This is a genomic window from Pseudomonas sp. B21-019, from assembly GCF_024749225.1.
In the GTDB taxonomy this organism is placed as follows: Bacteria; Pseudomonadota; Gammaproteobacteria; order Pseudomonadales; family Pseudomonadaceae; genus Aquipseudomonas.
In genome coordinates this window covers 3,566,365-3,588,788 of the sequence record NZ_CP087193.1, presented here as the reverse complement: position 1 = coordinate 3,588,788, position 22,424 = coordinate 3,566,365, and the positions used below count along the sequence as shown (strand labels likewise).

Genomic DNA, 22,424 nt, shown 5'->3' with positions numbered 1-22,424 from the left:
GGAGCGTGTGATGCGCTGGATGCTGTTGTTGTTCATCTGTGTGAGCCTGCCGACCCTGGCCGATCCCGATTACGCACTCAAGCCTCGACAGATTGCCGAAGACACTTGGCTGCTGGAGGGCAGCACCGATAACTTCGCCAAGAACAACGGCGGCAACATCGTCAACACCGCGTTCATCGTCACCGGGCAAGGGGTGGTGGTGATCGACACCGGGCCATCGAAGCGCTATGGCGAAGCCCTGCGCCAAGCGATTGCCGCAACCACCGATAAGCCGGTGATCCAGGTGTTGCTGACCCATCACCATCCCGACCATGTGCTGGGCAGTCAGGCCTTCACCGACGTGCCGATCGGCGCACTGGCCGGCACCACCGAGCTGTTGCATCAACAGGGTGATGCGATGGCCGAGAACATGTATCGGCTGGTGGGTGACTGGATGCGCGGCACCGAAGTGGTGTTGCCGACGCAGACGCTGACGCCTGGCGTGCAAAGTTTTGGGAACCACGATCTGCGGCTGCTGAGTCTGGGTGGGCACACCGGCGCGGATCTGGCTATTCTCGACCAGAAAACCGGCGTGCTGTTTGCCGGGGATCTGGTGTTTTATCAACGGGCCCTGACCACGCCGAACAGCCCGGGGTTGTCGGTGTGGCTGGCGGATATCGCCACGCTTCAGGGCCTGCCGTGGACGCTGATCGTCCCCGGTCATGGCCCCGTGGCAACGGACAGCAAACCGTTCGAGCAGATGCGCGATTACCTCTCCTGGCTTGATCAACTCATGCGCGACGGTGCGGCGAACGGCAGCGACATGGCCGAGATGATCCGCAGCCCCATTCCTGAACGTTTCGCCGGGATCAGCCTGAGCCGCTATGAGCTGATCCGTAGCGTCAGCCATTTGTACCCGCGCTATGAGCGCGCGCTGATGACGCGGGTGGATTCCGGCAAGGATCAGTAATCCATTTCAGATGCGACGCATCTTTTGTAGCAGCTGGCGGAGCCTGCGTTCGGCTGCGTAGCAGTCGTGAATCCGGCCGACACGTTCTGCCTGATGTACTGCAAGCTTCGGTTTTACGACTGCTGCGCAGCCGAACGCAGCCTCGCGGGCTCGGCAGCTGCTACAGCCGAACGCAGGCTCCGCCAGCTGCTACAAATGGTGAGCCTTCGTTGGTTGGCATCATCCGACCCGCTACCAAGGAACTAGAAATCTCCGCATTGCGGGCAATTGTTGCAAGGGCGGCGGCGCCCAAGAATCTGCACCAGACCGGGAAAATTTCCCGGGTATAACAAAAACCGCAGAGGTAGCCGTCATGACCCAACCCGCACGTCGCCAACCCTTCGTCTTGAGCGTGCTGCTCAGTGCCATGCTGTTGTCCGGCCAGGCAATGGCCGCAGTCTCCGATCAAGACATCCTCCAGGATCCGAAGAATCCGGAACAGGTCGTCACCAATGGCCTGGGCGTCCAGGGTCAGCGCTACAGCCCGCTGGATACGCTCAACGTCGACAACGTGAAGGAGCTGCGTCCAGTCTGGGCGTTCTCCTTCGGCGGTGAAAAACAGCGCGGTCAGCAAGCGCAGCCGATGATCAAGGACGGCGTGATGTACATGACCGGCTCCTACTCACGGGTGTTCGCGGTGGATGCGCGCACCGGGCGCAAGCTTTGGCAATACGATGCGCGCCTGCCGGATGACATCCGTCCGTGCTGTGACGTGATCAACCGTGGCGTGGCGCTGTATGGCGACCTGGTGATCTTCGGCACCCTCGACGCCAAGCTCGTGGCCCTGAATAAAGACACCGGTAAAGTGGTGTGGAGCAAGAAAGTCGCCGACCACAAGGAAGGCTATTCCATCAGCGCCGCGCCATTGGTCATCAACGGCAAACTAATCACAGGCGTGGCCGGCGGCGAGTTCGGGGTGGTGGGCAAGATCGAAGCCTACGACCCTAAAAACGGCGATCTGCTGTGGACCCGGCCAACGGTCGAAGGCCACATGGGTTACGTCTACAAAGACGGCAAGGCCGTAGAGAACGGTATCTCCGGCGGCGAAGCGGGCAAGACCTGGCCGGGCGATCTGTGGAAAACCGGCGGCGCGGCGCCGTGGCTGGGCGGCTACTACGACCCGGAAACCAATCTGCTGCTGTTCGGCACCGGCAACCCGGCACCGTGGAACTCGCACCTGCGTCCGGGCGACAACCTTTACTCGTCCTCGCGCCTGGCGCTGAACCCGGACGACGGCACGATCAAATGGCACTTCCAGAGCACCCCTCACGACGGCTGGGACTATGACGGCGTGAACGAACTGGTGTCGTTCAACTACAACGAAGGCGGCAAGGAAATCAAAGCCGCAGCCACCGCGGACCGTAACGGTTTCTTCTACGTGCTGGATCGCACCAACGGCAAATTCATCCGCGGCTTCCCGTTCGTGGACAAGATCACCTGGGCCAGTGGCCTGGATAAAAACGGCCGGCCGATCTACAACGAGGCCAGCCGTCCGGGGGCGCCGGGTTCCGAGGCCAAAGGCAGTTCGGTGTTTGTAGCGCCAGCGTTCCTCGGCGCGAAAAACTGGATGCCGATGGCCTACAACCGCGACACCGGCCTGTTCTATGTGCCGTCCAACGAGTGGGGCATGGACATCTGGAACGAAGGCATCGCCTACAAAAAAGGCGCGGCGTTCCTCGGCGCCGGTTTCACCATCAAACCATTGAACGAAGATTACATCGGCGTGCTGCGCGCCATCGACCCGAAAACCGGCAAGGAAGTCTGGCGCCACAAGAACTTCGCGCCGCTGTGGGGCGGGGTACTGACCACCAAGGGCAACCTGGTATTCACCGGTACGCCTGAAGGCTTCCTGCAGGCGTTCAATGCCAAGACCGGCGAGAAAGTCTGGGAATTCCAGACCGGCTCCGGTGTGCTCGGCTCGCCCATCACCTGGGAAATGGACGGCGAACAATACGTTTCGGTGCTCTCCGGCTGGGGCGGCGCGGTACCGCTGTGGGGCGGCGAAGTGGCCAAGCGCGTCAAGGACTTCAACCAGGGCGGGATGCTGTGGACCTTCAAGCTGCCGAAGGACCTGGTTGCCAAGCACTAACCCTGGCAACCACAACCTGAGTGGCGATGAATGAACTGTGGCGAGAGAGCTTGCTCCCGCTGGGCTGCGAAGCAGCCCCCAACGTTCCCGGCCCCAACCGAGTCGTTTGGATTTACGACTGCTTCGCAGCCGAACGGGAGCAAGCTCCCTCGCCACAAAAGCCTGCTGACACAGCGGCGCCTTCTACTACCAAATAACGAGAGTCCCCCTGCCAACGGCGCATTCGTCTGGCAGGCGGGGCTCTCTACTATCGGTTCATCGCCTGTTGGCCTGACAGGCATCGACCCAGACAGAGGCCCATCATGATCTACGCACAACCTGGAACACCCGGCGCCATCGTTTCCTTCAAACCACGCTACGGCAACTTCATCGGCGGCGAGTTCGTCGCCCCGGTCAATGGCGAGTACTTCACCAATACCTCACCGGTCACCGGTGAAGTGATTGCCGAGTTCCCGCGCTCCAGCGCCGCCGACATCGAAAAGGCCCTCGACGCCGCCCATGCCGCCGCTGATGCCTGGGGCAAAACCTCGGCGCAGGACCGCTCGCTGGTGCTGCTGAAAATAGCTGACCGCATCGAACAGAACCTGGAAATCCTCGCCGTCACCGAAACCTGGGACAACGGCAAGGCCGTGCGCGAAACCCTCAACGCCGACGTGCCGCTGGCCGCCGACCACTTCCGTTACTTCGCCGGTTGCATCCGCGCTCAAGAGGGCGGTGCCGCTGAAATCAACGAACTGACCACTGCCTATCATTTCCACGAACCGCTGGGTGTGGTCGGGCAGATCATTCCGTGGAACTTCCCGCTGCTGATGGCCGCGTGGAAACTCGCCCCGGCTCTGGCGGCCGGCAACTGCATCGTGCTCAAACCGGCGGAACAAACGCCGCTGTCGATCATGGTGTTCGCCGAGCTGATCGCCGACTTGTTGCCAGCCGGTGTGCTGAACATCGTCCAGGGTTTCGGTCGCGAAGCCGGCGAGGCCTTGGCCACCAGCAAGCGCATCGCCAAGATCGCCTTCACCGGTTCCACCCCGGTGGGCGCGCATATCATGCATTGCGCCGCCGAGAACATCATTCCAAGCACCGTTGAACTGGGCGGCAAGTCGCCGAACATCTTCTTCGAAGACATCATGAACGCCGAACCTGCGTTCATCGAAAAAGCCGCCGAAGGCCTGGTGCTGGCGTTCTTCAACCAGGGCGAAGTCTGCACGTGTCCGTCCCGGGCACTGGTGCAGGAATCGATCTACGAACCGTTCATGGCCGAGGTGATGAAGAAGATCGTCAAGATCAAGCGCGGCAACCCGCTGGACACCGAAACCATGGTCGGCGCCCAGGCGTCCGAGCAGCAATACGACAAGATCCTCTCGTACCTGAAAATCGCCCAGGAGGAGGGCGCCGAGCTGCTCACCGGCGGTGCGGCCGAGCGTCTGGAAGGCGACTTGTCCAGCGGCTATTACATCCAGCCGACGCTGCTCAAGGGCCACAACAAAATGCGCGTGTTCCAGGAAGAAATCTTCGGCCCGGTGGTGGGTGTCACCACCTTCAAGGACGAAGCCGAAGCCCTGGCAATCGCCAACGACAGCGAGTTCGGCCTCGGCGCCGGCCTGTGGACCCGCGACATCAACCGCGCCTATCGCATGGGCCGGGCGATCAAGGCCGGGCGCGTCTGGACCAACTGCTACCACCTGTACCCGGCCCACGCCGCGTTCGGTGGCTACAAGAAGTCCGGTGTCGGCCGTGAGAACCACAAGATGATGCTCGACCATTACCAACAGACCAAAAACCTGCTGGTGAGCTACGACATCAATCCGCTGGGGTTCTTCTAACCCCGTAAACACACCACAAACCCTGTGGGAGCGAGCCTTTGTAGCCAGGGGGCTTGCCTGTGCTGAGGGAGCAAGCTCCCTCAGCACAGGCAAGCCCCCTGGCCACATCAGCCCGTTCCCGCATTGGTTCTGTGTGTGCTTGAAGGCCTTGCGACACCCCCTACCAACGCACGCCGCCGCCTCCTTCGAAAGTAGCATTCGGGCAGTTGGCGCCCCGTGCATTAATGACGTTACCGGAATCGTCCGGCACAAGAAGAGGAATGACCCATGTGGCATAAACCCGCGTTTACCGATCTGCGCATTGGCTTCGAAGTGACGATGTATTTCGCCAACCGTTGATTGATCGCCCGGTCAGCCGTCGCGTTGGCCGGGCCTGCTTTCTGGAGCCTGCCATGCACATCCGCGTTCTCGGTTCCGCCGCCGGCGGTGGTTTTCCGCAATGGAACTGCAACTGCCGCCAGTGCGCGGCGATGCGTCACGGCAGCCTGCACGCACAACGCCGCACGCAGTCGTCCATTGCCCTGAGCGACGACGGAGTGGAATGGATACTCTGCAATGCTTCACCAGACATCCGCGCCCAACTCGAAAGCTTCCCGACGCTGCAACCGGCCCGACGCCTGCGTGACACGGCGATTGCCGGCGTGGTCCTGCTGGACAGTCAGATCGACCATTGCACCGGCCTGTTGAGCCTGCGCGAAGGCTGCCCGCATTCGGTCTGGTGTACCGAGCGGGTGCATGAAGACCTGAGCAGCGGCTTCCCGTTGTTCACCATGCTCAAGCACTGGAACGGTGGTTTGCAGTGGCAACCGATCGAACTGGACCGTGAGCCGTTCAGCATCGCAGCCTGCCAACACCTGCAGTTTCGCGCCATTCCATTGGTCAGCAACGCGCCGCCGTATTCCCCCAATCGTGGCAACCCGCAGCCGGGGGACACCATCGGCCTGTTCATCGAAGACCTGCGCAACGGTGCATCGGTGTTCTATGCGCCGGGTCTGGGGCAGGTCGATGCCGAGGTATTGAGCTGGATGCAGCGCGCCGATTGCCTGCTGCTGGACGGCACGCTGTGGCGCGACGATGAAATGCGCGTATGTGAAGTCGGCCAGAGCCTGGGCCGCGAAATGGGCCACCTGCCGCAAAGCGGCCCCGGTGGGATGCTCGAAGTGCTGGAGGGCTTCAATCGCCAGCGCAAGGTGCTGATCCACATCAACAACACCAACCCGATCCTCGACGAAGACTCGGCCGAGCGGGCGTTGCTGGAGCGACGCGGGATTGAAGTGGCTTATGACGGCATGAGTATTGAGCTGTAGCGGATTGCCTCATCGCAGAACCCAACGGTTATTCCCCGGAGAACCGCAATGACTGACACCCCCATGACCCCCACCGAATTCGAAGCGGCCCTGCGCGCCAAAGGCGCCTATTACCACATTCATCATCCATTCCACCAAGCCATGTACGCCGGGCGCGCCACTCGCGAGCAGATCCAGGGCTGGGTCGCCAATCGCTTCTACTATCAGGTGAATATCCCCCTGAAGGACGCGGCAATCCTCGCCAACTGCCCGGACCGCGACGTGCGCCGGGAATGGCTGCAACGGATTCTCGACCATGACGGCGTCCCCGGCAGCGAAGGCGGTATCGAAGCCTGGTTGCGTCTGGGCGAAGCGGTGGGCCTGGATCGTGAGCAGATTCTGTCTCAGGAACTGGTACTCCCCGGCGTGCGTTTTGCCGTGGACGCCTACGTCAATTTCGCCCGCCGCGCTTGCTGGCAGGAAGCGGCGAGCAGTTCGCTGACCGAACTGTTCGCGCCGCAGATCCATCAGTCTCGGCTCGACGCCTGGCCCAGCCATTACCCATGGATCGACCCGGCCGGTTACGACTATTTCCGTACGCGCCTGAGCCAGGCCCGGCGCGATGTCGAGCATGGTTTGCGCATCACCCTGGCGCATTACGTCACGGTCGAGGGCCAGCAACGCATGCTGGAGATTTTGCAGTTCAAGCTTGATGTGCTGTGGAGCATGCTCGACGCGATGAGCATGGCCTATGAGCTGGACCGCCCGCCGTATCACACCGTCACCGCCGAGCGGGTCTGGCACCGGGGGATCGCCCTGTGAACGCGATCGAGCAGCAACCCGGCCCACCGTTGTGGCTGTTGGCGGAGCTGACCTATCGCTGCCCGCTGCAATGCCCGTATTGCTCCAACCCATTGGATTTCGCCCAACAGGGTGAGGAGTTGAGCACGGAAGAGTGGATCCGGGTATTTCGCGAGGCCAGGGAGATGGGTGCCGCACAACTGGGCTTTTCCGGTGGCGAGCCGCTGGTGCGCCAGGACCTGGCCGAGCTGATCAAGGCCGCGCGGGACATGGGTTACTACACCAACCTGATCACCTCGGGTATCGGCCTGACCGAGCAGAAGGTCCGCGACTTCAAGGTCGCCGGGCTGGACCACATCCAGATCAGCTTTCAGGCCGCCGACGAAGCGGTCAACAACATGCTCGCCGGCTCGCGCAAGGCCTTCGCCCAGAAACTGGCCATGGCCCGAGCGGTAAAAGCCCAGGGCTACCCGATGGTGCTGAACTTCGTCACCCATCGGCACAACATCGACCAGATCGCGCAGATCATCGAGCTGTGCCTGGAGCTGGAGGCGGATTTCGTCGAGTTGGCGACCTGCCAGTTCTATGGCTGGGCCGAACTCAACCGCGTCGGCCTGTTGCCGACCCGCGAACAATTGCAGCGCGCCGAGCGCATCACCAACGAGTATCGCCAGCGGCTTGAGGCCGAGGGCCACCCGTGCAAGCTGATTTTCGTCACCCCGGACTACTACGAAGAACGCCCCAAAACCTGCATGAATGGCTGGGCCAACCTGTTTCTCGACATCACCCCGGACGGCACGGCGTTGCCTTGTCATAGTGCGCGTCAGCTGCCGGTGCAGTTCCCCAATGTGCGCGAGCACAGCGTCGAACACATCTGGAACGACTCCTTTGGCTTCAATCGTTTTCGCGGCGATGACTGGATGAAAGAACCATGCCGCTCCTGCGATGAAAAACATAAGGACCTGGGCGGCTGCCGCTGCCAGGCGTTCATGCTAACGGGGGACGCGAGCAACGCCGACCCGGTGTGCAGCAAGTCGCCGCACCATAACGTTATTCTCAAGGCCCGGGACGAAGCCGAAGCACCGGGGCAGGGCATGGAACACCTGACGTTGCGCAATGAAAAAGCTTCGCGGCTGATCTATCGCGGATAAATTGCGAACGCGAAGCCCCCACCCCAGGCAGTTGCTACCCATTGGTCTGATTGCATTCGCAGCCGGATGCTTTAGTGTTGGCTTTACCTTTCAAAACAATAAAAACAGGCTTTCCAATGAGCCAGAATCTCAGTCAACTGCGTAAATTCGTTTCGCCTGAAATCATCTTCGGTGCCGGCTGTCGGCATAACGTCGGCAACTACGCCAAGACCTTCGGCGCCCGCAAGGTGCTGGTGGTCAGCGACCCCGGTGTGATCGCCGCCGGTTGGGTCGCGGATGTCGAGGCCAGCCTGCAAGCCCAGGGCATCGATTACTTTGTGTACAGCGACGTTTCGCCCAACCCGCGGATCGAAGAAGTGATGCTCGGTGCCGAGTTGTACCGGGAGAATCACTGCGATGTGATCGTCGCGGTCGGCGGCGGCAGCCCGATGGATTGCGGCAAGGGCATCGGCATCGTCGTCGCCCACGGGCGCAACATTCTTGAATTCGAGGGCGTGGACACCCTGCGCATGCCCAGCCCGCCGCTGATCCTGATCCCGACCACCGCCGGCACGTCGGCCGATGTGTCGCAGTTCGTGATCATCTCCAATCAGCAAGAACGCATGAAATTCTCCATCGTCAGCAAGGCTGCGGTGCCGGACGTGTCGCTGATTGATCCGGAAACCACCCTGAGCATGGACCCGTTCCTGTCGGCCTGTACCGGCATCGACGCGTTGGTCCACGCCATCGAGGCTTTCGTTTCCACCGGCCACGGGCCGCTCACCGATCCCCATGCGCTGGAAGCGATGCGGCTGATCAACGGCAATCTGGTGCAGATGATCGCCAACCCGAACGACATCGCCCTGCGGGAAAAGATCATGCTCGGCAGCATGCAGGCCGGGCTGGCGTTCTCCAACGCGATTCTTGGCGCGGTGCACGCCATGTCCCATAGCCTCGGTGGATTCCTCGATCTGCCTCACGGCTTGTGCAACGCGGTGCTGGTGGAGCACGTGGTGGCCTTCAACTACAGCTCGGCGCCGGAGCGCTTCAAGGTGATTGCCGAGACCTTCGGCATCGATTGTCGCGGCCTGAACCACCGGCAGATCTGCGGGCGTCTGGTCGACCACTTGATCGCCCTCAAACACGCCATCGGCTTCCACGAAACCCTGGGCCTGCACGGGGTGAGTACGTCGGACATTCCGTTCCTGTCGCAACATGCCATGGATGACCCCTGCATCCTTACCAACCCGCGCGAGTCCAGTCAGCGCGACGTCGAGGTCGTCTATGGCGAAGCCCTCTGACGAACAGCAACGGGCGCTGACCGGGTTACTCGGGCTGGGCAATCACTCTGCGCGCAAGAGTCATTACCCGGAACTGGCCGCGCGCCTGGATGAACTGGAGGCCGAGCGCAATCGCTACAAGTGGCTGTTCGAAAACGCCGTGCACGGAATTTTCCAGGCCAGCCTGCAGGAAGGCATGCGCGCCGCCAACCCGGCGCTGGCGCGGATGCTTGGCTATCAGGACCCGCAGGAGGTGCTGTTTTCCCTGACGGACCTGGCGGTCACGCTGTTCGTCGGCGGCGCGCAAGAGCTGGAAGGCATCGGCGAAGCCCTCCAGCGTGAGCGCAGCCTGCTGGGCTATGAAACCCAGCTGCGGCGCAAGGACGGCACTGTCCTCGACGTGTTGATGAACCTGCTGCTCAAACCGGATCAGGAAGGCCTGGTGGAGGGGTTCGTCGCCGACATCACCGAACGAAAGCAGGCCCAGGAGCGCTTGCAACAGCTCAATGATCAACTGGAGCAACGGGTCACCGCGCGCACCAATGAGTTGCTGGACGCCAACCGCAATCTGCAACAACAGATCACCGAGCGTAAACAGATCGCCGAAGCCTTGCGCGACGCCCGTGATGCCGCCGAGGCGGCCAATCGCAGCAAGGACAAATACCTCGCCGCCGCCAGCCACGACCTGCTGCAACCGCTCAATGCCGCGCGTTTGTTGATCTCGACCTTGCGCGAACGGCATTTGCCCGACGTCGAACAGGTACTGGTGGAGCGCACCCATCAGGCACTGGAAGGGGCCGAAGACCTGCTCACCGACCTGCTGGATATTTCCCGGCTCGATCAGGCTGCGGTAAAGCCGGACATCGCCCTGTATCGCCTCGATGAATTATTCGCGCCACTGGTTTCGGAGTTTCAGTCGGTGGCCGCGGCGGCCGGGTTGAGCCTGCGGGTGCACATGGGCGATTACGCGATTCATACCGACTTGCGCCTGATGACGCGGATTCTGCGCAACTTCCTCAGCAATGCCTGCCGCTACACCGACGAAGGCTGCATTCTGCTGGGGGCAAGACGCCGGGGCGACGCGCTGCGAATTGAAGTCTGGGACACTGGACGCGGGATCCCGGCGGATCGTCTCGACTCGATTTTCCTTGAATTCAACCAACTGGACGTTGGCCGCGCCGCCGACCGCAAGGGCGTGGGCCTGGGACTGGCGATTGTCGAACGCATCGCCAAGATCCTCGATTACCGGATTCAGGTGCATTCCCGGCCAGGACGCGGTTCGATGTTCAGCATCGAGGTGCCGATTTCCCGTGAGATTCCACTGCCGATCAGCCAGGTCGCGCCGCAGCCGAGCACCGGCAATCCGCTGCCGGGTCGACGCCTGTTGGTGCTGGACAATGAAGTCAGCATCCTTGAAAGCATGAGCGCACTGCTCGGGCAGTGGGGCTGCGAGGTGGTCACCGCCACCGATGAGGCCTCCGCGCTGGCGGCCTTGCAAGGGCAGGCGCCGGAACTGATTCTGGCGGATTACCACCTCGATCACGGGGTGGTGGGCTGTGAAGTGGTCCGGCATTTGCGCGAGCATTTCAGCCGGACGATACCGGCGGTGATCATCACTGCCGACCGCACCGATCAGTGTCGACGCTCGTTGCAGCGACTCGACGCGCCACTGCTGAATAAACCGGTGAAGCCTGGCAAGTTGCGTGCGGTGTTGAGTCAGTTGTTGGCGTAGTGATGGTTGCAAAGATCGCAGCCTGCGGCAGCTCCTACAGGGATTCGCATACTCCCGTGAAATATCGGCGAACACGAATCCCGTAGGAGCTGCCGCAGGTTGCGATCTTTTGATTCTGGCCTCGGCGAAAATTTGGCTCAGTGGTTGTACGCTGCCTCGGTGTTATCGATCAGCGGGTTCTTTTCGGTCAGCACGATCTGGGCAATCTGATCCTTGCGCATGAAGCTGACCTTCGGATGGGACTTGGCGTAACGGATAAAACGCTCCACCGCCTCGACCATCGCCGGGGTGCCACCGATACGATCATGCAGGCTCACCGACATCATCCGCCGCCGGTTGGCGCCTTCGGCGTACAGGCGATCGAATTCCAGCACCAATTGCCGGTAGAACTGTTGCGCCGAGAAGTGCCGGCCTTCGATCAGCACGATGTCATTGTTGCGCAGGGTGTATGGCACTACGGCGAATTTCTTGCCACGGACCAGCGTCACAAACGGCTCATCACGGCTGACGTCGTCGATGTGGTAGGTGAAGTTCAGATCCTGCAGCACTTTCAGGGTATTGGGGCTGCGCCGCAGCCAATTGGCGTTGTAGCCCACGGAGCGCTGGCCGGTGAGTTTCTGCACCGCGTCGACGCCGTCGCCGATGAAGGCCTTCTCTTGTTCGTAGCTCATGTTGTAAGAGTCGGCCCAGCGCATGCCGTGGGCGGCGACTTCATGGCCACGGTCGGCGATCGCCCGCACCAGTTCGGGGTGTTTCAACGCCGCTTCGCCCACCACATGGGACGTGACCTTGATGCCGTTGCGGTCCCACAAGTCGAGCATCCGCCACAGGCCTTCCTTGTAGCCGTAGTCGAACCAGGTCTGTGCCGGCATGTCCGGGTAACCCTTGGGCAATGGAGTGCCGGAGAACGGACTTTCGGCACCGTCAGGCTGGCCGCCGGTTTCGAATTGCATGGAGAACGAAATCACCAGTTGCGAGCCATCCGGCCACGGGCGTTCCTGGGCGAACGCGAGGGATGGCAGCAGCAGGGCGGCGGCCAGCAGATTTTTCAGCAGGCGGGGGGAGCGTTGCCAGCGGGCAGTGGTCATAGGGGGCACCTTTTGAGTTGAACAGTGCCGTGAGGGTGTCATTTGGATTGCCCCGGAAAAATCCGCTGCGGGCGAGAAGACTTTTAAACAGAATTTACGAATCCCGCCGAATACACAGTCCAGTGTGGGAGAAGTCCTGTGGCGAGGGGGCTTGCCCCCGTTGGGGCGCGAAGCGGCCCCTATTTTTTCCTGCATGTCGAGTTGTCTGAATTGCGACTGCTTCGCAGCCGAACGGGGGCAAGCCCCCTCGCCACAGGCTCGTGTTTGCAAGGGTGTGTTCTCCCCGTGATTTTGCGGCAAACTGACAACACTCCTTGAACCAAGGCTACTGAATGAATCACTACACCCCGCGCGACTGGCAGCCCCACGAGCGACCCAGCCTGCCCGGATCGCCATCGACGCCGTTGCACTCCAACCCCAGGCGGCTGGCCTACGCGCTGGTGGGTGTGTTGGTGGCATTGACCGGTGGTCTCGGCAACTCGCTGGTGGTCGCCAACCTGCCTTACCTGCAAGGCGCGTTGGGGGCGACCACCGCCGAGATGGCCTGGCTGCCGGCGGCCTTTGTCATGACCAACGTGTCGATGAACCTGCTGCTGGTGAAGTTTCGTCAGCAGTTTGGCCTGCGGGCTTTCACCGAAGTGTTCCTGATGCTTTACGCGCTGGTGACCTTCGGCCATTTGTTCGTCAACGACCTGAGTTCGGCGATCGCCGTGCGCGCGGCCCACGGCATGGTCGGCGCGGCGCTGAGTTCATTGGGCCTGTATTACATGATCCAGGCTTTCCCGGCGAAATGGCGGATGAAGGCGCTGGTATTGGGCCTCGGCACCTCGCAATTGGCTTTGCCCATGGCGCGGTTGTTTTCCGAAGACCTGCTGCAGATCGCCGAATGGCGCGGGCTGTACCTGTTCGAACTGGGCATGGCGCTGTTGTCCCTGGGCTGCGTGTTTCTGCTGAAACTGCCGCCGGGTGATCGCTTCAAGACCTTCGAAAAACTCGACTTCCTGACTTTCGCCATCCTTGCCAGCGGCGTGGCCTTGCTCTGCGCGGTGCTGTCCCTGGGGCGTATCGACTGGTGGCTGGAAGCGCAGTGGATCGGCGTGGCTTCGGCGGCTTCGATCGTGTTGATCCTCACGGGCCTGGCCATCGAGCACAATCGCAGCAACCCGATGCTGATGACCCGCTGGCTCGGCAGCGGGGCGATGATTCGCCTGGCCCTGGCGGTGATCCTGATCCGCATGGTGACGTCGGAGCAGTCCACCGGCGCGGTGGGGTTCATGCAGGCGCTGAACATGAGCAGTCAGCAGCTGCACAGCCTGTATGTGGTGATGTTGATCGGCAGTATCGCCGGCCTTGCCACCAGCGCCCTGACCATCGACCCCAAGCACCTGATCATGCCGCTGAACATCTCCTTGGCACTGATGGCGGTCGGTTCGGTGATGGACAGTTATTCGAACAACCTGACCCGCCCGGAAAACCTGTATATCAGTCAGTTTCTGCTGGCTTTTGGTGGGACGTTTTTCCTCGGGCCGACCATGGTCTACGGCATGCGTAACGTGCTGTCCAGCCCGCGCAACCTGGTGAGTTTCTCGGTGCTGTTCGGTATCTGCCAGAACCTCGGTGGCCTGATTGGCGCGGCACTGCTGGGGACGTTCCAGATCGCGCGCGAGAAGTTTCATTCCAGCCACATCGTCGAGCAACTGACGTTGCTTGACCCGCGTGTGGCGGCGCGGGTCCAGAGCGGCGGCAATGCGGTCGGCTCAATGATTGCCGACCCGAGCCTGCGCAACCTGCAGGGCATTCGCAGCCTGGCCGCCGCCGCCACCCGCGAGGCTAATGTCCTGGCCTATAACGATGTGTTCATGCTGATTGCCGTGATCGCGGTGCTGACCATGATCTGGATTTCCATTCGCGCCCTGTGGCTGATGAGCACTACCCAAGCCGTTGCCCCGGCGCCTGCCACTCCAACCAAACAATCCAGCGGTGCCACTTCTTCATGACCGAACCGACCACCACGACCACCAACACTATTGCCGCCACCCCCGAAGGCGTGACGCCGCCATCCTCGCCGGGCTCTGAACCGCGCTCGCTGGGGGTGCGGATCATCTCGTCCCTGGGCTTTGCGGCGATTGCTCTCGTCGGTGTACTGATCGTGTTGTACGCCTGGCAACTGCCACCGTTCAGTAGCGCGGTCGAGACCACGGAAAACGCCCTGGTGCGCGGGCAGGTGACGATCATCGGCCCGCAGCTCAGCGGTTACGTGTACGAAGTGCCGGTGCAGGATTTCCAGTTCGTGAAGGCCGGCGATTTGTTGGTGCGCCTCGACGACCGCATCTACAAGCAGCGTCTCGATCAATCCCTGGCGCAACTGGCGGTGCAGAAAGCCGCGCTGGCCAACGTGGTGCAGCAACGCAACAGCGCCGAAGCGACCATCAAATTGCGTCAGGCCGCAGTCGCCGACGCCCAGGCACAGTTGCGCAAAAGTGAAGCGGATTTGCGCCGCAACAAAGAACTGGTCGGTGATGGCTCGGTGTCGAAACGCGAGCTGGACGTGACCCTGGCCGCCAATGCCCAGACCGTTGCCGCCGTGGCGCAAGCCCAGGCCAATCTGGACATCGCCCGCCAGGATCTGCAAACGGTGATCGTTAATCGCGGCTCGCTGGAAGCGGCGGTGGCCAGTGCTGAGGCGGCGGTGCAACTGGCGCGGATCGACCTGTCGAACACCCGCGTGGTGGCGCCGCGCGACGGTCAACTCGGGCAGATTGGCGTGCGCCTCGGCGCCTACGTCAACTCCGGGGCGCAGCTGATGGCGTTGGTGCCGAACCAGTTGTGGGTGATCGCCAACATGAAGGAAACCCAGATGGACAACGTGCGGGTCGGCCAGCCGGTGAGCTTCACCGTCGATGCGCTGAACCACCAGAAATTCCACGGGCGGGTGCAGCGGATTTCACCGGCCACAGGCTCCGAGTTCAGTCTGCTGCAGGCTGACAATGCCACTGGCAACTTCGTCAAGATCGCCCAGCGGGTGCCGGTGCGGATCAGCGTCGATGCCGATCAGGAACAGAGCGAACGGCTGCGGCCGGGGATGTCGGTGGTGGTGAGTATTGATACCGCTGCCGAAGGGGATCCCAGTACCCCTGACTGACGCATACCTCTTGTTGGGGGTGACCTGTGGTGAGGGGGCTTGTCGGAACGCCGCACCGCCCCGTTTGAGTGCGTAGCACTCACAGGATTTTTGGTACAACAGAAACTTTGGGGCTGCTTCGCAACCCAACGGGGGCAAGCCCCCTCGCCACAGGGGGCTCCTACAGGTGGGGTGTGTTTCAGTTGGCGATCATTGGGGGCAGGGTGCCGAGCAGTGAAACCGCCGCCACTGCGCCGATCCCCAGTATCCATTCCAGCATGACGCTGGTGCGCAACAGCCCCGGACGCTGCTGGCAATCCTTGACCCGCAGCCGATTGAACAGCGCCAACCCCAGCATCGCGATCACCAGAACAACCTTGATCAACAGAATCAGCGCAAACCCGGACAGCAACGGCGTTGGCCAGAACACGCCGGTCAGTACGCGCACGTTGATCAGGCCGGTCATCACCAACCCCGCCACCAACGCGTAACCGATCCCGCTGAAGCGTTGCAGTATTGCGCTCAAGGGATGAGCGTCCGGTTGGCGCAGGATCATCACCAGCAACATCAACCCACCGAGCCAGGCGCCGACGCACGTCAGGTGAACAATCTGGTTGAGGATTAACAGTTGGCCTTGCAGGCCATCGAGCATGGCGCCATGACCGACCGGGGCCAGCGTCGCCAGCAGCAGGCTGGAAAGGCCGATGCGCAAGGGCATGCTGGAGCGCCAGGGCGTCAGCAGCAGAGTCACGAGCAACAGATTGAGCAGCAGATGCCAGCGCCATACCTGACCGAAAAAGGTATTGCTCAGCACCAGGCTCAGCATCGCCGGGTCGAATGCCGCCTCCGGGGAACTGGCCATGCTGGCGGTGATCAGCAGCAACCAGCCGACGCCGCTAAGCAACGCCACCACGCTGAGCCAGCGGGTCACCCGCGCCAGTGCCGGATCCAGCAGCGCCGTTTCACGGCCCAACAGCAAAGGCCTGAATACCCAGGCTCCGAACAGCATCAGCACCACGGTGAAATGCAGGAAGCGGCACAGCACCAGCGCCTCGGTCATGAATTACTGACCCACCTTGAAGCGGTAGGCACCTTCACTTTTATGGGTGTCGACCGACACGGCGTGCCACTCGACTTTGTAATCGCCTGCGGCCAACGGCGTTGCCGGGGTGACGACCAGAGTTTTCTTGTCGCTGCCTTCGGTGGCGAGGCTTTTTACCGGTACGTCGGCACCGTCCTTGCTGATTTTCACTTTGGTGAACGTTGCTTCAACCCCTTCGGAAAACACCAGGCGCAGTTCCGTTGGCGCCTGCACGGTGCTGTCGGCCGCCGGGGTCTGGCTTTTCAGATGGGCGTGGGCAAATACCGATGAGGCGGCGAGAAGCGAGCCGAGCAGGGCAGCGGTGGTCAGGGCGTTCTTGAGCAGCATCGTGAAGACCTCGCAGGCAGGTTCAAAGTGGCGGGCAGTTTACCTGCCGCAGGGCCGCTGTACGAAGTTTCGTTTTCCCCTGTCGCCGCGACGTAGAGCGGATGCTAGTCTTGACCAACGCTGTTGTCAGGGAGCCCTCATGGGCAATCACAAGATCGAGATTCGTCGCAGTAACGTCGAAAAAATCCTGTTGGCGGCCGAAAAGGTCTTCGCCGAAAAAGGCTTCGGCAGCACCGCCATGGCCGACATCGCCGCCGAAGTGCAACTGCCGCGCTCCAACCTGCATTACTACTTCAGCACCAAGAGCGAGCTGTACAGCGCGGTGCTCCTGGGGTTGCTGGAGGTCTGGAAGCAAGACGCCCTGTGCTTCGAGATGTTCGACGACCCGCGCGTGGTGCTCAGTAGCTACATCCGCGCCAAGATGAACCATTCCCGCAGCCGGCCGTACGGTTCGAAAGTCTGGGCCAACGAAATCATCCACGGCGCGCCGACCCTCGGTGAGAAGCTGGACGCGAGTCTGTACGACTGGGCCAAGATGAAGGAAGCGAAAATTCGCCAGTGGGTGGAAGACAAACGCATCCTGCCGGTGGAGCCTTCCAGCCTGTTGTACATGATCTGGGCCTCGACCCAGCACTATGCCGACTTCGATCATCAGGTGAACATTCTTAATGATCATCAGCCGTTGTCGGACATGCAGTTCGAACGGGCGGTGCAGACGGTGACCAGTGTGATCTTGCGCGGGATCGGTTTGGAGCCATAGATCAAAAGATCGCAGCCTCGTTTCACTCCGTAGGAGCTGTCGAGTGAAACGAGGCTGCGATCTCTTGATCTTTAACTCTCAAACCACAACGTGATACGGATTGCGGGGATCATGGTTCCAATCCAGAAACGGCTTGCCCGTATCCACCGGCACCATCTCGATGCAATCCTGCACCGGGCAGGTGATCTGGCACAGGTTGCAGCCCACGCACTCCTCATCGATCACTTCATATTTATGCGTGCCGTCTGCCTGTTTGAGGCTGGCAATCGCCTGGTGCGAGGTGTCTTCGCAAGCGATGTGGCAGCGACCGCAACCGATGCACGCCTCCTGATCGATTTTCGCAATCACCTGATAGTTGATGTCCAGGTACTTCCAGTCCGTGGTATTGCCCACCGCGCGCCCGGAAAAATCCGACACGCTGGCGTAGCCCTGACTGTCCATCCAGCGTGACAAACCGTCCTTCATCTCCTCGACAATCCGGAAGCCTTGCAGCATCGCCGCCGTGCACACCTGCACCGAACCGCTGCCCAGGGCTATGAATTCCGCCGCATCGCGCCAACTGCCGATGCCGCCAATGCCGCTGATCGGCAAGCCCTGGGTCTGCGGGTCGCGGGCGATCTCGGCGACCATGTTCAACGCGATCGGCTTCACCGCCGAGCCGCAATAACCGCCGTGGGTGCTTTGGCTGCCGACGGCGGGATTGGCAACCATGCGCTCCAGATTGACGCTGGTGATCGAGTTGATGGTGTTGATCAACGACACCGCATCGGCGCCACCACGGTGTGCGGCACGGGCGGCGACGCGGATGTCGGTGATGTTCGGCGTGAGTTTGACGATCACCGGCAACGAGCAATAGGTCTTGCACCAGCGAGTAACCTGTTCGACGTATTCCGGCACCTGGCCAACCGCTGCGCCCATGCCTCGTTCCGGCATGCCGTGGGGGCAGCCGAAATTCAGCTCGATGCCATCGGTGCCGGTGGCTTCCACCAGCGGCAGGATGTTTTTCCACGACTCCTCGACGCAGGGCACCATCAGCGACACGATCAGTGCGCGATCCGGCCAGTCCTTTTTGACCTGGGTGATTTCCCGCAGGTTGATCTCCAGCGAACGGTCGGTGATCAACTCGATGTTGTTGAAGCCCATGACTTCACGGTTGGCCCCGAAGTGCGCCGAGTAGCGTGAGGACACGTTGACCGCCGCCGGGTCTTCCCCCAGGGTTTTCCAGACCACGCCACCCCAGCCAGCCTCGAACGCACGGACCACGTTGTAGGCTTTGTCGGTCGGCGGCGCGGAAGCCAGCCAGAACGGGTTGGGGGCCTTGATGCCGGCGAAGACAATCGAGAGATCGGCCATTTACGCAGCCTCCACGTTGAGCATGAGTTGAGCGTTGATCGCCTCGGCGGCCAGCTTGCCGTGCTGCACGGCTTGCACGGTGAGGTCCTGATCGAGGCTGGTGCAGTCGCCACCGGCATACACGCCGGGAATGCTGGTGCGCAGCTGTTCGTCGACGAGGATTCGATCGCCCTGACGCTTGAGTTCACGGGCCAGCGGATCGGCGAGGGCGCCGGCGTCGAAGGCCTGGCCGATGGCTTTGAAGATCGCGTCGGCAACCAGTTCAAAGGTTTCGCCGGTGGTTTGCAGGCGACCTTCCACCAATCGGGTGCGGGCGAAGCGCATGCCGCGCACGTTGCCTTGGTCGTCGAGCAATACCTCTTCGGGTTGCGCCCAGGTCAACAGCCGCACCTGATTGGCCTTGGCGATGTCCTGTTCGTGACTGGTGGCGCCCATGTCCGCGACACCACGGCGGTACACCAGGTTCACGTCCCGGGCACCGAGGCGAGCCATTTGCACGGCCATGTCGATGGCGGTGTTGCCGGCGCCAAGGACGATGCAGCGTTCGGCCAGCGGCAGTTGTGTCAGGTCATCGGCCTGACGCAGTTCGCGGATGTAGTCGGTGGCAGGGAGCAGGCCGGGGGCATCCTCGTTGGACAGGCCCAGTTGTTTGCTGGCGGCCAGGCCCAGGCCGAGAAACACCGCGTCGAATTGCTGATGCAGTTCGCTGAGGGTCAGGTTGTCGCCGAGTTTCTGCCCGTGACGAATCTCGATCCCGCCAATCCCCATCAGGAACTCAAGCTCCTTCTGCGCGTAGTCGTCCACCAGTTTGTACTTGGCGATCCCGTATTCGTTGAGACCGCCGGCCTTTTCCCTGGCCTCGAAAATCACTACGTCATGGCCGTGCATGGCGCTGCGGTGCGCGCAGGACAAACCGGCCGGGCCGGCACCCACCACGGCGATGCGCTTGCCGGTTGCGGCGGCGCGCTGGAACGGGTGTTCGCTGAAGTGTGCGTTGTCCACGGCATAGCGTTGCAGCAGGCCGATCAGTACCGGCGCGCATTCCTGGGCGTTGTTGCGCACGCAGGCTTGCTCGCAGAGGATTTCCGTCGGACAGACCCGGGCACAACTGCCACCGAGGATGTTGGCCGAGAGGATCTTCTGCGCCGCACCCTGCACGTTTTCCTGATGGATATTGCGGATGAACGATGGAATGTCGATGTCGCTCGGGCACGCGTTCACGCACGGCGCGTCGTAGCAATACAGGCAGCGCGAGGCTTCCAGATGCGCTTGACGCTCGTTGAGCGGCGGCGCCAGGTCGGTGAAATGGCCGGCGAGGGCGGCCGCGTCCTCATGGGGATGCGGGAGGTGGTTCAGGGTCTTGATCACGGTGTTGGCCTCACGGTTAATTGAGGTACTGCCTCTGATGGGCATTGGTTTTTTTCGCATCATCCTGTGGCGAGGGAGCTTGCTCCCGCTGGGTGGCGAAGCCGCCCCACATCCTGCCAAATCGGTTGTCCTGCCCCCCCGAGTCGACTGGCTTTGGGCCTGCTGCGCAGTCCAGCGGGAGCAAGCTCCCTCGCCACAGAGGGCAGATCAACGTTTCACTGCTGTCGGCTTGTGCAACTCAGCCCGCTTGCTCAGCAAATCAAACACCGCCGGATACGCCGGCCGTTCGATATACCGGCCCGCGCCACGCTCGGCGCGCAAATCACCATCGGCCCACACCACTCGGCCCTGGCTGACGGTGTGGCTCGGCACGCCGCGCACGGTCTTGCCTTCGAAGATGTTGAAGTCGACCTGCTGGTGGTGAGTCTTGGCTGAAATCGTCCGCGTGCCTTCCGGGTCCCACAGCACCAGATCGGCATCGGCACCGACACGGATCGCACCTTTGCGCGGGTAGAGGTTGAAGATCTTCGCGGTGTTGGTGGAGGTGAGCGCTACGAAGTGCTGCATCGACAAACGCCCGGTGTTCACCCCTTCATCCCAAAGCACTGCCATGCGGTCTTCGATACCGGCGGTGCCGTTGGGGATCTTGCTGAAATCGTCACGGCCGGCGGCTTTTTGCTCGGCGCAGAAGCAGCAATGGTCGGTGGCGGTGGTGTGCAGGTTGCCCGCTTGCAGGCCATGCCAAAGGGCTTCTTGATGGCCGCGTGGGCGGAACGGCGGGCTCATCACGTAACCGGCGGCGGTTTGCCAGTCCGGGTGTTGGTAGACGCTGTCGTCCAAAAGCAGATGCCCGGCCAGCACTTCGCCGTAAACCGGTTGGCCCTTGGCGCGCGCATAGGTGATTTCGTCGAGGGCTTCCTTGGTCGAGACATGGACCAGATACAGCGGCGTGCCGAGGGTTTCGGCAATGCGGATCGCCCGGCTCGCGGCTTCACCTTCCACCTGCGAAGGCCGCGACAGCGGATGCGCTTCCGGCCCGGTGATGCCCTGGGCCATCAACTTGCGTTGCAGGTGATAGACCAGCTCGCCGTTTTCCGCGTGCACGGTCGGCACCGCGCCCAACTCCAGGCAACGCTCGAAACTCGCCACCAGGGTGTCGTCGGCAGCCATGATCGCGTTCTTGTAGGCCATGAAATGCTTGAAGCTGTTGACCCCGTGCTGGCTGACCAGCTCGGCCATTTCCTCGCGGACTTGCTCGCTCCACCAGGTGATGGCGACGTGAAAGCCGTAGTCAGACGCCGACTTCTCGGCCCAGCCGCGCCATTGATGAAAGGCCTCCATCAATGATTGCTGTGGGTTGGGTATCACGAAGTCGATGATCGACGTGGTGCCACCGGCCAATCCCGCCGCGGTGCCGCTGAAAAAATCTTCGCTGGCCACCGTGCCCATGAAGGGCAGTTGCATGTGGGTGTGCGGATCGATGCCGCCGGGCATCAGGTATTGGCCGCTGCCGTCGAGCACTTGCGCATCGGCGGGAACATCGAGGTTTTCACCGATGGCTTTGATCACGCCGTCGGCGCAATAGACGTCGGCGCGATAACTTTCATCATGGGTAATAACGGTGGCGCCACGGATCAACAGAGACATTCCGAGTTCCTCGCAGGCATGACCGACTATTGCCGGTTCTAGATGTTTTATATGAAGCAGACGCCAATCGGTGTATTCCTGTCAGCGCTGTCAAGAATAGACGCTAGCTGCAGTTTGTGGATTGAGCAAGAATATTTTTTATAAGCTTATTACTGTTTTAACTGTTTGATAAATAACGATAAAAAATGAAAATCACCAAAATGGTGAGACCGCTCACCATTTTGACGCACTTGACAGGTTGGAAATATGGTCAAGATTTTCTATGTGAAATCAGCCGGTTGAGGATGGTCTATGGTTGATGCGCAACCTTTCAAAAAAAGATCGACGCACCAGATTGAGTCTTGACTGTTCGGACAACTTGCCTGGCATTCGGCCTGAGTGACAGGCAACTGACCGGGGACTCGCAAGTTGGATAAATAAAGCTGATTAACATCAGTTGGTTAGCAAAGTTTTATGGCACTGCCCGAGGCACTAGCGGGGCACCCGGCACGTTTATTGATGCCGCCGCTGACACCGTGGCCGGTCCGTA

Annotated in this window: 18 protein-coding genes; 12 read left to right on the top strand and 6 right to left on the bottom strand. The window is 61.4% G+C overall.

All coding sequences use genetic code 11. The features are described 5' to 3' along the window. Positions 1 to 10: 10 nt before the first annotated feature. The 9 genes from LOY36_RS15910 to LOY36_RS15870 all read left to right on the top strand — a co-directional run bounded on the left by LOY36_RS15910 (position 11) and on the right by LOY36_RS15870 (position 11,129). Positions 11 to 949, top strand: a complete 939-nt coding sequence (locus tag LOY36_RS15910; RefSeq protein ID WP_258668750.1) for a quinoprotein relay system zinc metallohydrolase 1 — start codon at positions 11 to 13, stop codon at positions 947 to 949. Between the two features lie 352 nt (positions 950 to 1,301). Then, a complete protein-coding gene (locus LOY36_RS15905) occupies positions 1,302 to 3,077 on the top strand; it encodes a PQQ-dependent methanol/ethanol family dehydrogenase (protein WP_258668749.1) in 1,776 nt (591 codons plus the stop codon). Positions 3,078 to 3,379: 302 nt separating this feature from the next. Next, positions 3,380 to 4,900, top strand: coding sequence for an aldehyde dehydrogenase family protein (locus tag LOY36_RS15900; protein ID WP_258668748.1), 1,521 nt, complete (start codon positions 3,380 to 3,382; stop codon positions 4,898 to 4,900). 267 nt (positions 4,901 to 5,167) lie between these two features. Then, positions 5,168 to 5,239: a pyrroloquinoline quinone precursor peptide PqqA gene (pqqA, locus tag LOY36_RS15895; RefSeq protein WP_081499480.1), complete on the top strand. Its 72-nt coding sequence runs from the start codon at positions 5,168 to 5,170 to the stop codon at positions 5,237 to 5,239. A gap of 53 nt (positions 5,240 to 5,292) precedes the next feature. Then, positions 5,293 to 6,207 carry a pyrroloquinoline quinone biosynthesis protein PqqB gene (pqqB, locus tag LOY36_RS15890; RefSeq protein ID WP_258668747.1) on the top strand — a complete coding sequence of 305 codons (915 nt, stop codon included), beginning with the start codon at positions 5,293 to 5,295 and terminating at the stop codon, positions 6,205 to 6,207. 48 nt (positions 6,208 to 6,255) lie between these two features. Further along, positions 6,256 to 7,008 (top strand): pyrroloquinoline-quinone synthase PqqC, encoded by a 753-nt coding sequence (gene pqqC, locus LOY36_RS15885; protein WP_018929700.1) that lies wholly within the window; start codon positions 6,256 to 6,258, stop codon positions 7,006 to 7,008. Beyond that, positions 7,005 to 8,138: a pyrroloquinoline quinone biosynthesis protein PqqE gene (gene pqqE / locus LOY36_RS15880; protein ID WP_258668745.1), complete on the top strand. Its 1,134-nt coding sequence runs from the start codon at positions 7,005 to 7,007 to the stop codon at positions 8,136 to 8,138. Before pqqC ends, pqqE begins: the two co-directional genes overlap by 4 nt. Before the next feature lie 116 nt (positions 8,139 to 8,254). Then, on the top strand, positions 8,255 to 9,418 hold the full coding sequence (gene ercA, locus LOY36_RS15875) for an alcohol dehydrogenase-like regulatory protein ErcA (RefSeq protein ID WP_018929698.1): 1,164 nt from the start codon (positions 8,255 to 8,257) through the stop codon (positions 9,416 to 9,418). Beyond that, on the top strand, positions 9,402 to 11,129 hold the full coding sequence (locus LOY36_RS15870) for a NahK/ErcS family hybrid sensor histidine kinase/response regulator (protein ID WP_258668743.1): 1,728 nt from the start codon (positions 9,402 to 9,404) through the stop codon (positions 11,127 to 11,129). The genes ercA and LOY36_RS15870 overlap by 17 nt, the downstream gene beginning before the upstream one ends. 137 nt (positions 11,130 to 11,266) lie before the next feature. On the opposite strand, the gene LOY36_RS15865 is transcribed toward LOY36_RS15870, so the two are convergent. After that, positions 11,267 to 12,217, bottom strand: a complete 951-nt coding sequence (locus LOY36_RS15865) for a polysaccharide deacetylase family protein (protein ID WP_258668741.1) — start codon at positions 12,215 to 12,217, stop codon at positions 11,267 to 11,269. Positions 12,218 to 12,549: 332 nt separating this feature from the next. On the opposite strand from LOY36_RS15865, the gene LOY36_RS15860 reads away from it, so the two are divergent. After that, entirely contained in the window at positions 12,550 to 14,214 is a 1,665-nt protein-coding gene (locus LOY36_RS15860) for an MFS transporter (protein WP_258668739.1), read from the top strand. Beyond that, complete coding sequence (locus tag LOY36_RS15855; RefSeq protein ID WP_019579387.1) at positions 14,211 to 15,359, top strand: HlyD family secretion protein; 1,149 nt, start codon at positions 14,211 to 14,213, stop codon at positions 15,357 to 15,359. The genes LOY36_RS15860 and LOY36_RS15855 overlap by 4 nt, the downstream gene beginning before the upstream one ends. A 178-nt stretch (positions 15,360 to 15,537) precedes the next feature. Here the strand turns inward: LOY36_RS15855 and copD are convergent, their stop codons facing one another. Both copD and copC read right to left on the bottom strand, forming a co-directional pair. After that, on the bottom strand, positions 15,538 to 16,398 hold the full coding sequence (copD, locus tag LOY36_RS15850; RefSeq protein ID WP_258668737.1) for a copper homeostasis membrane protein CopD: 861 nt from the start codon (positions 16,396 to 16,398) through the stop codon (positions 15,538 to 15,540). Between the two features lie 3 nt (positions 16,399 to 16,401). After that, on the bottom strand, positions 16,402 to 16,767 hold the full coding sequence (gene copC, locus LOY36_RS15845) for a copper homeostasis periplasmic binding protein CopC (protein ID WP_258668735.1): 366 nt from the start codon (positions 16,765 to 16,767) through the stop codon (positions 16,402 to 16,404). Positions 16,768 to 16,906: 139 nt separating this feature from the next. Here copC and LOY36_RS15840 point away from each other — a divergent pair, with 139 nt between their 5' ends. Further along, a complete protein-coding gene (locus tag LOY36_RS15840) occupies positions 16,907 to 17,527 on the top strand; it encodes a TetR/AcrR family transcriptional regulator (protein ID WP_007937670.1) in 621 nt (206 codons plus the stop codon). Between the two features lie 78 nt (positions 17,528 to 17,605). Here LOY36_RS15840 and preA read toward each other — a convergent pair whose 3' ends face one another. The 3 genes from preA to hydA all read right to left on the bottom strand — a co-directional run bounded on the left by preA (position 17,606) and on the right by hydA (position 21,895). After that, on the bottom strand, positions 17,606 to 18,880 hold the full coding sequence (gene preA, locus LOY36_RS15835) for an NAD-dependent dihydropyrimidine dehydrogenase subunit PreA (RefSeq protein ID WP_258668733.1): 1,275 nt from the start codon (positions 18,878 to 18,880) through the stop codon (positions 17,606 to 17,608). Next, positions 18,881 to 20,248 (bottom strand): NAD(P)-dependent oxidoreductase, encoded by a 1,368-nt coding sequence (locus LOY36_RS15830; RefSeq protein WP_258674190.1) that lies wholly within the window; start codon positions 20,246 to 20,248, stop codon positions 18,881 to 18,883. Positions 20,249 to 20,455: 207 nt separating this feature from the next. After that, positions 20,456 to 21,895, bottom strand: a complete 1,440-nt coding sequence (hydA, locus tag LOY36_RS15825; RefSeq protein WP_018929684.1) for a dihydropyrimidinase — start codon at positions 21,893 to 21,895, stop codon at positions 20,456 to 20,458. Positions 21,896 to 22,424: the final 529 nt, after the last annotated feature.